General features: G+C 69.5%; 6 protein-coding genes, 1 tRNA gene and 1 pseudogene. 1 reads left to right on the forward strand and 7 read right to left on the reverse strand.

What is annotated here, in order from left to right; genetic code table 11:
- Positions 1-458 precede the first annotated feature (458 nt).
- Entirely contained in the window at positions 459-758 is a 300-nt protein-coding gene (locus tag AB0I51_RS37500; RefSeq protein WP_362982863.1) for a hypothetical protein, read from the reverse strand.
- A 4-nt stretch (positions 759-762) separates the two neighbouring features.
- The gene (locus AB0I51_RS37505) at positions 763-6,843 is read right to left on the reverse strand and encodes a DNRLRE domain-containing protein (protein WP_362982864.1); all 6,081 of its coding nucleotides are present in this window, start codon (positions 6,841-6,843) and stop codon (positions 763-765) included.
- A gap of 1,112 nt (positions 6,844-7,955) precedes the next feature.
- On the opposite strand from AB0I51_RS37505, the pseudogene AB0I51_RS37510 reads away from it, so the two are divergent.
- Positions 7,956-8,174 (forward strand): annotated as a pseudogene (locus tag AB0I51_RS37510) (hypothetical protein); the annotation flags it as partial.
- A 154-nt stretch (positions 8,175-8,328) separates the two neighbouring features.
- Here the strand turns inward: AB0I51_RS37510 and AB0I51_RS37515 are convergent.
- The 5 genes from AB0I51_RS37515 to tmk all read right to left on the reverse strand — a co-directional run bounded on the left by AB0I51_RS37515 (position 8,329) and on the right by tmk (position 15,541).
- Positions 8,329-8,493: a hypothetical protein gene (locus tag AB0I51_RS37515; protein ID WP_362982919.1), complete on the reverse strand. Its 165-nt coding sequence runs from the start codon at positions 8,491-8,493 to the stop codon at positions 8,329-8,331.
- Between the two features lie 516 nt (positions 8,494-9,009).
- A tRNA-Thr gene (locus tag AB0I51_RS37520) sits at positions 9,010-9,086 on the reverse strand.
- Between the two features lie 107 nt (positions 9,087-9,193).
- Positions 9,194-10,810 (reverse strand): alpha/beta hydrolase, encoded by a 1,617-nt coding sequence (locus tag AB0I51_RS37525; RefSeq protein ID WP_362982865.1) that lies wholly within the window; start codon positions 10,808-10,810, stop codon positions 9,194-9,196.
- A gap of 91 nt (positions 10,811-10,901) precedes the next feature.
- On the reverse strand, positions 10,902-12,107 hold the full coding sequence (locus tag AB0I51_RS37530; RefSeq protein WP_362982866.1) for a DNA polymerase III subunit delta': 1,206 nt from the start codon (positions 12,105-12,107) through the stop codon (positions 10,902-10,904).
- Positions 12,108-12,226: 119 nt separating this feature from the next.
- Positions 12,227-15,541: a dTMP kinase gene (gene tmk / locus AB0I51_RS37535; RefSeq protein ID WP_362982867.1), complete on the reverse strand. Its 3,315-nt coding sequence runs from the start codon at positions 15,539-15,541 to the stop codon at positions 12,227-12,229.
- Between the last annotated feature and the right edge of the window lie 94 nt (positions 15,542-15,635).

Below are 15,635 nucleotides of genomic sequence, written 5' to 3' on the forward strand. Positions count from 1 at the left end.
GAGTGCATCTGACCTGGTCTCAGCTGGAGCCGCCTTCGGGATTCGAACCCGAGACCTACGCATTACGAGACCGTGAGCGGTCGTGTTGCGTGGTGCCCGGTCGTGCTGCCCCGTGACGTTCTGCCTGATCAGAACACGTGCGGCTGATTGGTCTGTGTTACCTCGTATTACGCCGTCCAAAGGCGTCCGGCCACCGGGCGGCCACCGTAAGCGCCACGGCCGCGAACGCTGCCGCCTCATGCACCCGCCACACCGTTTGTGGCACCCCTACAAGCAACAGAGGATTCACACTCAGGCGCTCGGCCTTCGAATCCTTGCAGGGATCAGCATCGAGAGCGACGGCAGCAGCCGCGGAAGCGACAATATCCGCTCACCGCCGGGCACTGATCAGGAACGCGTTGTGGGCCCCTCAATCGAGGGGCCCACAACCTCAGGGTGACATCATCGGAGCGCAGGGACTATCGCTGCGGTCGATTCCGCCGGATCCCCGCGAGCAGCGCCACAGCCGCGATGACCATCAGCATTATGCGCGCGCTGATCGCGATATCCCCCATCTCGACAATCCGGTTCCGAAGAACCGGCAGTTGAGTAATGCAGAATATTCCGACACTCAACGCCCAAACGCCGAAATAGCGCGGTTTCTCGACAGCCTTGATTCGAGGTGGGTACCAACCGGTGAGGAGGACCACGCCTCCGAGCAGGCTGAGCGCACACCCTATGGCGAAGGCCACATAGTCCACGAGTTGATTCACACTCATTTCGTCATTCCGTGCCGACAGAGGGATAACCGAATTTGATCTTGAGCTTCGCGCCCTTGTGCGGATGGTTCGCCAGGTGCGTCTGGAGGATCGCACTGAGCTTCCAATAGTAGGCCGCAACAGCTTCCGCGAGGATGGCGGCAAGGGCTCCGTACCCCGTGTACCAGGCAACGCCGCCTATCGCCACGCCCACGAGTGCAGTCGTTGCCGAACGATCATTGAAATGGTTGACCAGCTTGGCCTCCCGCTGATGAGTCATGTCGATCTCGTAGCCCCACCAGTGCCAGTGATGCCCGTTGTAGTTGTGCTTGCTCAGACCCGAGAGGTCGAGGCACGTGACAGGGTTCCCGGAGCAGTATTCGTAGCCGTTCGCGTTTCCGCCGTAGACGGCGTCCCGACTCATGAAGCGACCGGTCGTCGGGTCGAAAAGGCGAACACCCATAACCAGGAAGCCACTGAGCGTCTGGCCTGATCGCTGATACGCGCCGAGCGATCCGTAGCCCGTGGCCTGGGTTTCGTCGAGTGCGTTTCCGTATTCGTCGTAGTTCTGGACCGTGCTGGCCTGGGTCGCGTCCAGAGGTTGCTGGACAATGACGTCGCCGTGGATGTCGGCGAGTTGCAGGACAGTGTCACCGGACACGGATGTCGTGGCCCCCAGGACGCCGGCCAGATCCTTGACGTCACGGCTGACGGTGCTGCCGGTGACGGTCCAGGTGGGGCTGTCGGATGTGTTGCCGTAGTGGTTGGTGGTGCTGCTCGACGTGGTCCAGGTGCCGTCGGTGCCCTGGGTCTGGGCGGTCTGGACGGCGAGGCGTCCGGCGGCATCCAGGTTCCAGGCGTTGCGGCTGGTGCCGACGGTCTCCGAGGCGACCAGGTCGTTCGTGTAGTACGTCAGGGTCGTGTCACCACTGGTGGTGGTGCGCCCGAAGGAGTCGTACGCGTAACCGGAGTTGACCAGGCGGTCGGCCGAGTCGTAGGTGTACGACGTGCTGGTGGCCGTGGTGTCGGAGGTGCTGCTGTCGCAGTCGTCCGAACTCGTGGTCAGAGCCGTGCGGTTGCTGTCCGTGTCGAAGGTGTAGGCGCGGGTGGTGCAGCCGGTGCCGGAGGTGTCGGCTGCCTTGGTGAGGCGGCCGACGGTGTCGTAGGTGTAGTCGGTCTGAGTGGTGGAGCCGGCGGTCTGGGTGTGGCCTGCCTGGCGGCCGGTGACCGTGTAGTCGGCGGTGTCGGAGGCGACGGTGGTGCCGTCCGAGGCGGTGTACTCGCGGCCTGTCTCCTGGCCGGCCGGGTCGGTGGTGACGGCGAGGGTGTAGTCGCCGGGCAGGGTCTGTGTCACCAGGGTGCCGTCGGCGTCGTAGGTGCCGGTGAAGGTGCCCGCGACCGAGTCGGTGAGGGTCTTCAGGTTGCCCGCGGTGCCGTAGGCGTAAGTGACCGTGGAGGGCGCCGAGTCGGTGGACTTCACCGGGCGGTCCAGGTTGTCGTACGCCGTGGTCGCGGTGTTGCCCGCGCCGTCGCCGTAGGAGGTCTGCCGCCCGAGCGTGTCATAGCCGTACGCGATGGTTTGGCCGTTCGACGTCTGGGTGGCGAGCTGCCCGTTGTCCTCGTCGTACGAGTACGTCGTGGTGGGGGTGTCCTCGCCGGTGCCGCCGGTGACGGCCGTCTTGGTCACCCGGCCCGCGCCGTCCACCGTGTTGGTGGTGGTGCGGGTCACGCTGTTCGCGGTCTCCGCCTTGGTCGCGACCTGGCCCCAGCGGTCGTAGGTGTAGATCGTGGTGACGGCCTCGGTCGGGTTGCTGCCGCCGCCGGTGATGGCGGCTGCGGGGGCGGTCTTGCAGAGCAGGCCGTCCCAGACGGCGGAGGCGCAGGCGCCCGACGCGCTCGCGCTGAAGTAGGTGTAGTCGAGCGTGTCCGCGTCCGAACCGGACGAGCCGACGGTGCGGGTGGTGGCCACCTGACCGGCATCATTGTAGGTGGTCACGGTGGTCGACGTCTGGGCGCCGTCGGTGGCCTTCTCCTGGCCGGTGGACCAGTCATAGGTCGTGGTCACCGTGGCGGTGTCGGCGTCCGTCGCGTAGCCGGGGATCGCCGCGCCGGTCACCTTGGAGGTGACCAGGTTGGAGACGGCCGCGTCCGACGGCTTGTTCTGGTCGTAGGTGTACGCCGTGTGCGCCCGAGCCGGGATCACCGTGCCGGCGGCCAACGTGGACTCAGCGGTGGAACCGGTCAGTTCCTCGGTCAGGGTGACCTCGTGGAGCGGGCCGTACTCGTCGATGAGGCGCTGCCCGTCCGCGGAGTACTCGGAGACCGTGGCCAACAACTGGGCGCGGTCGGCGGTGGACAGGCCGGTCAGGCCCAGTTCGGCCAGTTCGTCGGCGCCGCCGCTGAGCGCCAACTCGCGGTTCGCGGCAGTGAGTTCGGCGACCGTGTTGCCATATTCGTCGTACTCGGTCGTGGTGATGGCTCCGCCCGGCTTGGCGGTGTTGGTCTCCTCCCCGTTGGCGTTGATGTAGGTGATGGTGGCGCGGTCGTACGCCGTTGATGTCAGGTCGGTGCCGGTGCTGGAGGTGGGGACGCTGTCGGCCGGGAAGACGGCGGTGGCATCGGTGGGTGCCTCGTCCTGGGCCCAGGTGCCGACCGTGCTGGTGTCCATCTGGTAGGGCGCGGTGGTGCCGGAGAGCGGGACGTCGTAGACGACGGTGGTGGCCGCCGTGCCGGACGTAGTGCTCTCGCTGCCCTCGGCGAGGGCGGAGCGGGAGGCGCTGAGCAGCATCCCGGTACCCGCGGTGAGGGCGGAGCCGGCCGTGCCGTAGGTGAAGGTCCAGGGCAGCTGGCCCGGCTGGGTCAGGGTTTTGACACGGCCGTCGGAGTCGTAGGTGTACTCCGTCTTCAGCGCGGGGCTGATACGCGGGTCCCAGACCTGGCGGAGCTCGCCGTCGGAGGCGTACGCGTACGACGTGATGGTCTCGGCCGTGGCGGCGGAGGCGCCAGGGTCGGTGGCCCAGAGCTTGATGGACTTGACCTGGCCGGTGTAGTCGCCGAGGGCGGAGCTGGTGGCGGTGGTGCTGGTTGCGTAGACGTACTCCAGAACCCGGCAGCCCTTCGTGGACGGCGTCGCCTGGCAGGTGGCGGCCGTGACGGCGCCGGTCGGGGAGATCACGTACTTGGGACGGGCCAGGGTCTGGCTGCCCGAGGTGACAGTCTCGGAGACGGTGGTGACCGTGGTGTTGTCCACGGCGGTGGCGGAGGAGGACAGGGTCCAGGTCGTCGCCGCGCTCGCCGCCTTCGCGAACACCGCGGTGTCGGCGTCGGTGTCGGTCAGCGTGAACGTCGAGCCGGACAGGCTGCCGGTCAGGGTCAGATCCTCCGAACCGGCTTGCGGCTGCCAGCCGCCGCCCGACGTCGCGGTGAAGGCGACGGACGAGCCGTCCGCGCTCAGCAGCTCGACGGAGGTGCCGGAGGTCTTGCGGATCTGGGTGTAGTCAATCGCCTCGGCCGAGACCGAGGAGGTCCAGCCGGGACCGAAGATCTCCGCCTGGCCCTCGTCGTCGGTGTCGTTGGCGCGCGAGGAGTACGTGCGCTCCACATCGGCGTCGAAGGCCGAGGCGTCCGTGGCCGACAGGGTGTAGTCACCGGTGAGTTCGTTGACCTCACCCGGGCCGACCTGCGCGGTCGGGGCGGTTCCGGCGTCGCGGTCGAGGGTGACCTCGACGGTCTGGGAGTACCCGGTGGTGGTGCCGTCGGTGAAGGCGGCGCGCAGGTCGATCACGCCGTCCTCGGAAAGCGAGGAGACCGTGTTCCAGACCAGCTTGGCGGCGCTTCCGCTGGTGACGGCGACCGGCCAGGCGGAGACTGCCGTGCCGGAGGCGGTGACGTCACCGACCGGGACGGTGTGCCAGGAGTCCGTCTCGCCACGCCGGTACTGCCAGGTGACGCCGGTGTAGGTGGTCAGGCCCTTCGCCGACAGGGTGAGGCGGCGGGCGGTCGTGTCGCCAGCGGCCGGGGAGAGGATGGCCGCGCCGTCCGCGCCTACGCCGAAGGAGTAGGCGGTGGTGGCTGCAGAAAGGTTCCCTCCGGAGTCGACGGTGCGGACGTACAGCGTGTGCCAGCCGTCCGCCGGGTCGATGGAGACGGTGAGCGCGTCACCGCCGTTGCCGTTGTCGGTGTCCAGCTTCTTGTTCGCCAGACTGCTGTTGTCCAGGCCCCAGTAGTATCCGGCGCCATCGCTGGAGGAGGTGTCCAGGGTGCAGGTCACCGCGCTGTCGGCCTTGGCCGTCCAGCCGTTCTGCGTGTAGGTGTCACACGTGACGGTGGGCGCTGCCGGCTTGGCGACGTTCGGCACGAAGTAGATGTACGACGACCAGGCGCCGTAGTCGGTGCCGTCGTAGCCCCGCACCCGCATCCGCATGTGCTGTGCGGGCAGCGCGCTGGCGCTGGGCACGGCGTACGTGGCTGTGCCGCCTGAGGCGACGCTGGAGCTGGTGAAGGTCGTGGAGTACGCGCTCTCGCTGCTGTAGGCGGGGTCGTTGGTGACCTCGAACTGCCCCTTGACCGACGAGCCGTCGACGTCGGTGACCTTCGCGGAGAGGGTCGGGGTGTAGGTGGTGATGTACCGCTTGCCGCTGTACGCGTTCACCGAGCTCGGCGAGATCGCCAACGCGCCTGTCGTGGCGTATGAGTTGTAGGTGACTGTCAGGTGCGGCTCGACAGAGTTGTCGCCGGAGGCGTAGTTCGCCGAGCGGAACCGGCGCCAGGTCAGTGAGTCGCTCTCGTCCGCGCCGCGCACCTGAAGGCCGTAGTTGGTGGAACCGTCCGCCCAGGCCTGGACGATGGCGTCGATGTCGAAGTTCATCGTTCCGGCCGGGCAGTCGGTGCTGGAGTAGCCCTTGGCCGCCGTGTTGGTGATCGCACCGGTCGTGGTGGTGGAGGGCTGGGCGGACCAAGTAACGTCCGAGGACGACCAGGAGGAGGTGATCCGGCGTACCTGCGTGCCCGCGCCCGAGGTGGAGCAGGTCGAGGAGTAGTACAAGTACAGGGCGAGGTTGGTGTCGGTGATGTGCTTGCCGGCGAACTTCGACACGTCGAACTTCAGGTACGAGCGCGCCACGTCCGTGCCCGCGTCGTACGTGCCCGACTTCAACTCGGTCGAGGAGACCTGGGAGTCGGTGTAGTCCGGGGTCTGCACCCAGGTGTCCGTGGTCACCGCGAGGGTGGAAGTGGGGTCGACGGTGACCGGGTAGGTCAGGTCCTGGTCGAAGTAGTCCGCGTCGGGGGTGAGGACCAGGGTCTGGGAACCGTCGTCGGCCGTCTCGACCTTGGTGTCCACCTTGGCCTGGTGCTCGGACTCACCCGAGGTCTCGTCCTTGGACGAGTCCCACATCATCGGCGCCGGAGCCTCGGCGACCAGCTTGCCGTCGGTGTCCTTCAGCAACAGATGGCCGGAGTCGGCGATCGACAGCTTCAACCCGTCGAGCTTCAACGGGATCCGGTACGACGTGCCGTCCGCCGGAGCGGCGTCCAGCTGCAGGTTCTCCGAGAAGCCCTGGGCCAGTGCCGTCACCGACAGGGTCTGGCCGTCGCCCAGGGCGTAGGAGGCGGTGTTGTCCTTCACCGCAGGGGCGGGCAGTTTGCTCTCCCAGTCCAGCCCGAAGGACGTACCGTTCTTGCCCACGCTCGCCAGCGAGGTGTCACCGCCGTCGGAGACCGTGATGTCCGCCGCCGCGACCGCGGGTTCGAGCGCCGGGCCGGTGTCCGACAGATCGGTGTCGATGTCCTTCCAACTACCGTCCACCTGTTGCCGTATTGGCCCAGCGTAGGTGGAGGTCTGCAACTCCCCGGACGGCAGGGCGTACGTCGTCGAGGTCGCCGTACGCTCGGACGTCACCTCGATGTTCCGGTCCTGAAGCCGCGCCATCAACAGAGCCGCCGCCACCGAATCCGCCGACGAGGCCGCCGACTTGGAGGTGTCCGATGCGGCCGTCACGCTCGTGGTAGCCGCCGTGTCGGAAGCGAACGCCGCCCCCGTCTCCCACGACACCAGCGCGGTCTCCGCCGCGAGTACGGCGGCCACCACCCATGCCGTCCGTCTCAATCCCCCATGGGATGCCCACCCTTTGACAGCTGGGTGGACCTGTCTCCCCTTGAGTCTCATCACCACTCCTGACATCCACTCGTGGCACTCATTGCGCACGAGTGGACGAGATCAAATGTCAGGCCCTTGTGAAGCGGGTACTTGGGACGAATCAAGAGATCGTCAAGGTAAACCCATGGCGCTTTGTTGGCTCTTGACGTACGCGTGGCGACTGAACCTATTCCACCAGTTTCCTGTATCTCTCCCCTGCGGCGCCTGTCGAACAAATCCCACATGTGAGGCGAAGTCCGTCAAGCGCGACTGGCTTGAAAGGTGGCATTCCAGTGAAGATCGTTATTATTCTGTGACGCCTTCACAGGTGCGGCCCAGCCCGAAGTAAGTGGCAGCAAATCCCACCGTGTATGCCGTCACCGGCCCACCCCCGAAAATCTCCCCACTGCCCCGGTGACGCTGTGAAGTAGCAGGTCCCGGTGGTGTGGCCGCTGATGCTGTTGTGCGGGGAGAGCTATCTGGCCGGGTGTTGGGACGACACGCTGCGCTTCGCCGAGGCGGGCCTGGAACTCGTCGAGGCCTACGGGTACCTGGAGTTCGTCTGTTACCTGAAGTACAGCAAGGCCTTGGCCGCCGCCGCACTGGGCCAACCGAACGTGGCGGAGGAGCCGTTGGAGTGGATGCTGTTCTGGTCGCTCCCGCGCCAGGCCTTCATCGTGCCGCAGCACGTGTACCGGGTGCGGACGCTCGCCGCCATTGGCCGCGGCGACTACGAGACCGCGTACACCGAGGCGGTCGGAATAAGCCCACGCGGCGTGGAAGGCGGTACCGCCCAGCAGTTGCAACTGTTCGTGGTCTACGACCTGTTCGGTGCGGCCGCATCGAACAGGCCCGGGAATTCGTCGACGCGACGCTGCGCATGGACATCGCGAAGATCTCCTCGCGCTGGGCGCTGCTCGTGGCCGGGGCCCAGGGGCTGGTGTCCGAGGGGGAGGTGGCGAACACCCACTTCGAACGTGCTCTCGCGGCGGCGCCCGAGGATCTGTGGCCCTTCGAGCGTGCGCGGGTGCTGCTGGCCTACGGCGAGCACCTGCGCCGGGAGCGGGCCACCGTCGAGTCGCATGTACACCTGGTCGCCGTGCTGGCGCTGTTCGAGCGACTGCGGGCCGCACCGTGGGCCGAGCGCACCCGGAACGAACTGGGAACGACCGGCATGTCCCGGCGCCAGACAGGCTCGACGGACATCGGGCTCACTCCACAGGAACTTGCAGATCGCCGTACTCGCGGCCTCAGGGCTGACGAACAAGGGGATCGGCGAACGACTGCGCCTGTCCGCCCGCACGGCCGGCGGACACCTCTACAACGTGCTCCCGAAACTCGGCATCACCGCCCGCGCCGGCCTGCGCGACGCGCCCACTGCCCTCACGGCACATGAGGAGCTGCGGCCTTGGCATCTCACCAGACAAGTCCCGCCCCAAACCAGGCTCCGTCGAATCACGCCAAGACATGCGCACCTGTCCCATCAGGGCAGGCGAGAAGGCGGTCGATCCCGTCGTCGCCGACGGGATTGCGGCAGACCAGCACGACTGCGTGGCCGACGACATCGAACCGAATCCGGAAAGCAGGCCGAGCCTGGGCATCCAGCAGGATCTCGAACATAGCGCCAGTGTCGGCACCATCGTCGCCGAACCATTCAGGCGCTGGCCCGACTTCGCCGGAGGCGGGCCGGCAGAGGCCGAGAAGGCGGTTGACCAGAAGCCAGCCAGCTCCAGCAACGGCTCGCCAGGAACCACGGGGCCGCACTCGCACCCGCTGAGCAGCACAGGACGACAGCCTGGCAGTGCCCGGCAACGAAGCGAGTGGCAGTTGGAACACTCGATTGTCGAGTCGACACAACAACCTTTCCCCTGCGTGCCCCCAGTTGCACGACTGAGCAGGAGCCGGTCTGCACGCTTGGCCACCAAATGGCCACCACGCCATTCCGAACAGGCCGAGACGGATCGCCAACGAACGACAAAAGGCCAGTTCACAGCCTTGCAGGGCGCAATCGCTACCGGCCGTCAACCTGGAACCTACGCATTACGATACATAGACCGCATATGCCCGTTTAGCCCGAATTCCAAGGTCAGCGAAAACAAAAAACCCCAGGTCAAAGACTTGACCTGGGGTTCACTTTGGAGCCGCCTTCGGGATTCGAACCCGAGACCTACGCATTACGAGTGCGTTGCTCTGGCCATCTGAGCTAAGGCGGCGCGCTGTCCGCACCATGGTGCGATCAGCAACGTCGGAAAGTCTACACAGTTTCTGGGGGTGCTCCGTACACCCCCGGGCCGCACCCCCGCCCGCAGCCGCGCCGACGCTACGAGCAGCGCTTTCCCTCCGCCGGCGGGGTTCCGCGAAGCAGATATGTGTCGATCGCGGAGTCAATGCATGTGCTGCCGCGGCCGTAGGCGGTGTGGCCGTCGCCGACGTACGTGAGGAGGCGGGCCGAGGAGAGCTGGCGGGCCAGGGACTGGGCCCAGCGGTACGGGGTCGCCGGGTCGCGGGTCGTGCCGACGACCACGATCGGGGCGGCGCCCTTCGCCTCGATGCGGTGCGGTTCGCCCGTGGCCTTGACCGGCCAGTACGCGCAGTTCAGGGAGGCCCAGGCGAGGCCGTCGCCGAAGACGGGGGACGCCTTCTCGAAGGAGGGGAGCGCGTGCTCGACCTGGTCGGTGGTCGAGAACGCGGCCGGGAGGTCGAGGCAGTTCACGGCGGCGTTGGCGAACATCAGGTTCGAGTAGCGGCCGTCGGCGTCACGCTCGTAGTAGCTGTCGGAGAGGACGAGCAGGCCCGCGCCGTCGTTCTCCTTCATCGCCGACGTCAGCGCCTCGCGCAGCTGCGGCCAGGCCGCCTCGTCGTACATCGCCGCGATCACGCCGGTGGTGGCGAGCGCCTCGCCGAGTTTGCGGCCGTCCGCGTCGCCGGTGGGGATCGGGTGTGCGTCGAGCTTGCGGAAGAAGGCCTTCAGGTTGGTCCCGACCTTGGCGGGCGTCGTGCCCTTGCCGCCGAGCGGGCAGTCCGGCTGCCGTACGCAGTCCTTCGCGAAGGACTGGAACGCCGTCTCGAAGCCCGCCGTCTGGTCGAGGTTCATACGGCGCGCGGGGAGGGACGGGTCCATCGCGCCGTCCAGGACGACGCGGCCGACCCGGTCGGGGAAGAGGCCCGCGTACGTCGCTCCGAGGAACGTCCCGTACGACGCCCCCACGTACGTCAGCTTCCGGTCGCCCAGCACCGCCCGCAGGATGTCCATGTCCCGGGCCGCCTCGACCGTGGAGACATGGCGCAGTACGTCGGGCGAGTGGGCGCCGCAGCCCTCCGCGAACTTCTTGTACTCGTCGACGAGCCGGGTGGTCTCCCGCTTGTCGTCGGGGGTGGTGTCGGTCTGGGTGAACGTGTCCATGGCCCGGCCGTCGAGGCACTCGACGGGCTCACTGCGGGCGACGCCCCGGGGGTCCATCGCGACCATGTCGTAGCGGGCGCGGACCGTGGCCGGGTAGCCGATCCCCGCGTACTGCTGCAGATAGCCGACCGCCGAACCGCCCGGCCCGCCGGGGTTCACCATCAGCGAACCGAGCGGCTTGCCCTTGCCCGTGGCCTTCTTGCGGGCGACCGCGAGCCGGATGTCCCCGGTGGTGGGCTTGGCGTAGTCCAGCGGCGCCTTCATCGTGGCGCACTCGAAGCCGGGGACACCGCAGGTGCGCCAGCTGAGCTTCTGCCCGTAGTACCGCGTGAGCGTGGACGGCGTCGACTGCGGCAGCGCGGCGAGCACCACGGCCGCGGCCGGACTCGCCGCTGTCGTCGAACTCCCCGAGGAGCACGCGGAACACGAGGACACGAGGAGCGCGGCCACGGCGAGCAGCGCGCCGCCGGTCCGAGGGCTTCGGCGGGCCCGACCGGGCCGACTGGGTTGGCGGAGGGAGCGCCTGATGTGCATCAGACGATCGTAACGTTGCGCAACCAATTGAACGCCCTGTGTACACAATCCACCCCGGACGAGTTACGTCGTCAACCTCACACCCAAAAGATCAGCCCGCTCTGAGCGCCAAGGTCATCGCCTCCACAGCGAGCAGCGGTGCCACATTCCGGTCGAGCGCCTCTCTGCACGCGCCGATCGCGTCGATACGGCGCAGCGTGGACTCCGGGGAACCGGCGCGGGCCAGCCGCTCCAGGGCGTCCTCGGTGTCCGCGTTGGCGATCGCCACCCGCGAGCCGAACTGGAGGGCAAGTACGTCACGGTAGAACGCGGTGAGGTCGGTCAGCGCGAGGTCGAGACTGTCGCGCTGCGTACGCGTTCTCCGGCGCTTCTGCTTGTCCTCCAGGTCCTTCATCACGCCCGCCGTACCCCGGGGCATCCGGCTTCCCTGGCCACCGCCCATCGCCGCCTTCATCTCCTCGGTCTCCTTGCCGTCCACCTCCTCGGCCAGCTGCTTGGCGTCCTCCGCGGCGGCGTCGACCAGCTCCTGCGCGGCCTTGAGACAGCCGCCCACGTCGTCGACGCGCAGCGGCAGCTTCAGCACGGTGGCCCGGCGCTCGCGCGCGGCCGGGTCCGTGGCGAGGCGGCGGGCCCGGTCGACATGGCCCTGGGTGGCCCGCGCGGCAGCCGCGGCCACGGCCGGTTCGATGCCCTCCCTGCGTACGAGCATGTCGGCCACGGCGTCCACCGAGGGCGTCGTCAGGTTCAGGTGTCGGCAGCGGGAGCGGATGGTGGGGAGGACGTCCTCGATCGAGGGGGCGCAGAGGAGCCAGACCGTGCGGGGGGCGGGTTCCTCCACGGCCTTGAGGACGGCGTTGGCCGACTTCTCGTTCAGCCGCTCGGCGTCCTCGACGAGGATGATCTGCCAGCGGCCGGTCGCCGGCGAGGTGAAGGACTTCCGGACCGTGTCCCGCATGTCGTCGGCGAGGATCTGGGTGCCCACGGCGGCGACCGTGGTGACGTCTGCGTGGGTGCCGATCAGCGCCGTATGACAGCCGTCGCAGAAGCCGCAGCCGGGGCTGCCGCCGAGCGCGCGGTCGGGGCTCACGCACTGGAGCGCGGCGGCGAAGGCCCGCGCCGCCTGGTTGCGTCCCGCGCCGGGCGGGCCCGTGAACAGCCAGGCGTGGGTCATCTTCGACGCCTCCGGCGGGGGCGTGCCGTTGGTCGCCGCGGTGACGAAGGCGTCGGCGTCCCGAGCGGCGGCGTCGAGCTGCTCGCTCACCTTCTCCTGACCCACCAGGTCATCCCACACGGTCATGGGTCACCGGCCCTTTCGTCACGCCTCGGGTTACGCGATCCATTGTGCGGGCCACCACTGACAACGCGTGCCGGGGCGGTCAACGAGAGCCGCGGGGGCGGAGTACGGCGCCCCCGCCGTCAGCCTCTGCGTCCCCGGCCGCGGCCCCGCCCGCGACCCGTGTCGTCGTCCTGGTCGAAGTCGCCGGCCTCGTGCGGGCCCAGCAGTTCGTCGGCCAGTGAGGGGAGGTCGTCCAGCGGAGTCTCCTCGGCCCAGTCGGGGCGCGGCCGGCGTCGGGGGGTGCCCTGCTCGTCGACCTGGGGCAGTTCACGGGTGCGGTCCTCGGTCCGGTCGGCCTGCCCGGCCGGACGCTCGTCGCGGAAGAACCCTTCGGGTACCCGGTCCGACGGATCCTCCCCGCGCACCGGCGGCAGCACCGCGGTCTCGTCCGCCGCACCGACCGGCGGCAGCACGGCGGTCTCGTCGGCGGTACCGGACGGCACGGGCGGCAGTACGGCCGTCTCCTCGGCGGCGGACACCGGCGGCAGGACCGCCGTCTCGTCCGCCGCTCCCTCGGGAGCGGGCGGCTGCGGCAGCTCCGCCGTCGCCTCGGAGTCGCGCGCCGCGGAGTCCGCGGACACCGACCGCAGTACGGCCGTCTCGTCCCGGGAACCGGAACCGGAGTCCACCGGCCGCAGCACAGCCGTGTCGTCCGCCGATCGCCCAGCGGTACCCGCGCTCACGCCCGACGGCTTCACCAACGGTGTCTGCACGGTCGACGCCTCGGACCTGGTCTCCGGAGCGGCGGGAACCGCCGGAACCGCCGGCTGCCGTACGGCCACCTCCGCGGCGGCCGCAGCCTCCGCCGCCAGGCGGCGTGCCTCCTCGGCCGCGAGCAGCGCGGCCTCGGCCTTGCGCTGCTTCTCGCGGCGCCGCTCCTCGGCCTCGGCGCGCAGCCGGGCCTCCTCCTCGGCCTGCTTGCGCAGCCGGTCGGCCTCGGCCCTGCGGCGGGCCTCCTCGGCGGCGCGGGCCTCTTCCTCGGCGAGGAGGCGGGCCTTCTCCTCCTCGGCACGCCTGCGCGCTTCCTCGGCGCGCTGGCGGGCCTCCTCCGCCTGGCGCTCGGCCTCGCGGCGCTGGGCCTCCTCCAGCTCGCGCCGCTTGCGCTCCTCCTCCTCGGCGCGCAGCTGGGCGAGCCGCTCCTGGCGCTCGCGCTCCAGGCGCTCCTCCTCTGCCTTGCGGGCGGCTTCTTCCTCGGCCTTGCGGCGGGCCTCCTCCTCGGCGGCCTTGCGCGCTTCCTCCTGGGCCTTGATCTCGGCCTCGGAGAGCGGCAGGACCGTGTCGAGGCGGTGCCTGATCACGGTGGTGACGGCCTCGGGCTCCTGGCCGGCGTCGACCACCAGGTAGCGGCCGGGGTCGGCGGCGGCCAGCGTGAGGAAACCGGACCGTACGCGCGCGTGGAACTCGGCCGGCTCCGACTCCAGCCGGTCCGGCGCCTCCGTGAACCGCTCGCGGGCGGTCTCCGGGGCGACGTCCAGCAGGACGGTCATGTGCGGGACGAGTCCGTCGGTGGCCCACCGGTTGATGCGGGCGATCTCCGTCGGGGAGAGGTCGCGGCCCGCGCCCTGGTAGGCGACGGACGAGTCGATGTAGCGGTCGGAGATGACGACCGCGCCGCGCTCCAGGGCGGGCCGTACGACGGTGTCGACGTGCTCCGCGCGGTCGGCCGCGTACAGCAGGGCCTCCGCGCGGTGGGACAGTCCCGCCGACGACACGTCGAGCAGGATCGACCGCAGCCGCTTGCCGACCGGTGTCGCCCCGGGCTCGCGGGTCAGTACGACCTCGTGTCCCTTGCCCCTTATCCACTCGGCGAGGGCCTCGGCCTGGGTTGACTTCCCGGCGCCGTCGCCGCCCTCCAGGGCGATGAAGAAGCCGGTGCTCGCGGGCACGGTGTCGGGGTCGTCGCCGCCGAGCAGCGCGTCCCGCAGGTCGTGCCGCAGGGGTACTCCGGAGCGGTCGTCGACCTTGGCCAGCACCAGGGCGGCGACGGGCAGCAGCAGTGCGCCGACCAGCATCAGCGTGAACGCGGCACCGCCGTGCGCGAACACGAACTTGCCGTTCTCCAGGCGGTGCGGGCCGATCAGCGCCGCCACCAGGGGGGCGATCAGCGCGCCGAGCGCCACGGAGACCCGTACGACCGCGTGCAGGTGCTCGGTCGTACGTGCCCTGCGGTAGTCCTCGGCCTCCTGGTCGAGGAGGGTGTGCCCGGTGTTGGCGGCCACGCCCGCGCCGATGCCGGCCAGGGCGACGATCAGCAGCACGGTGGTGAGGTCCGGGACCAGGCCCGCGGCGAGCAGCGCGATGCCGGTGAAGGCGATCGCGAGCGTCAGCAGGCGGCGCCGGGACAGCGTGGGCAGCAGGGCGGGCGCCGTACGGATGCCGAGCACGACCCCGCCGGTCAGCCCGAGCACCAGCAGCCCGAAGGTCACCGGGCCGCCATGGAGGTCCTTGGCCTGGAGCACGGACACGGAGACGGCGGCGGAGATCGCCCCGGCGACGGCCGCGCAGGCGACCACAAGCAGCGCGATCGCGCCCGTACGGCCCTTGTCGATGCCGTTGCCCGTCCTGGGGCGGCGCAGTCCTTCGAGCGGCGAGCGCGCGCGTGGGGTACGGGTACCGGGTACTTCCAGGGCGGTCAGCACGGAGAGGGACGCGGCGAACAGTCCGGCGGCGACGTACGAACCGAGCGCCGCCTGGTGCTGGGCGAACCAGGCGACGCCCGTGCCCAGCAGGTTGTTGAGCAGCGCGGCCACGACGAGGGCGGCGGCGGCGAGCGGGATCGCCACGAAGCTCGTGCGCAGCGACAGCCGTCGCAGGGCGTCCATGTGGTCGGGCAGTGGCCGGACCGTGGCGCCCTCCAGGGGCGGGGCCGGCAGCAGGGCGGGCGCCGCGCTCTCGCGGCACACCGTCCAGAAGCGCTCGGCGACTCCGACGACGAAGGCGGTCACCAGGAGCACGGCCAGTGCGTTGTCCGGGGTCCAGTCGATCCACAGCGGGGCGACGATGAGCAGCGCGGTCCGCAGACCGTCCGCGCCGACCATGGTCCAGCGCCGGTCGAGGGGTCCGTCCTGCGAGGTGAGCGAGGTGAGCGGGCCGAGGAGCACCGCCCCGAAGAGCAGCGTCGCCAGGATGCGTGCCCCGAAGACGGCCGCCACCGCGAACGCCACACCCCGATAGCCGCCGCCGAACGAGCCCTGGGCGATCGCCGATTGGAGGGCGAGCACGACCAGGACCAGCAGGGCGAGGATGTCACCGACACCCGACACGAACTGCGCGCTCCACAACCGCTTGAGCTGTGGCTGGCGCAGCAGGGCGCGGACGGCACGCTCGCGGGAGTCCGCGACAAGGGCGTCGTCGGGGGCCGGCTGGTGGGCCGTTGGCTGCTCGGCTGGCGTCATGCTTTCAGCCTATCGGCAGCCGCCGACATCAAGCCGCGCCCGCCCGGACCTGCGCACGCCCCGACACCAAAGTGATGCCGGGGCGTTCGTCTCA

It is taken from the genome of Streptomyces sp. NPDC050549 (assembly GCF_040655035.1).
In the GTDB taxonomy this organism is placed as follows: Bacteria; Actinomycetota; Actinomycetes; order Streptomycetales; family Streptomycetaceae; genus Streptomyces.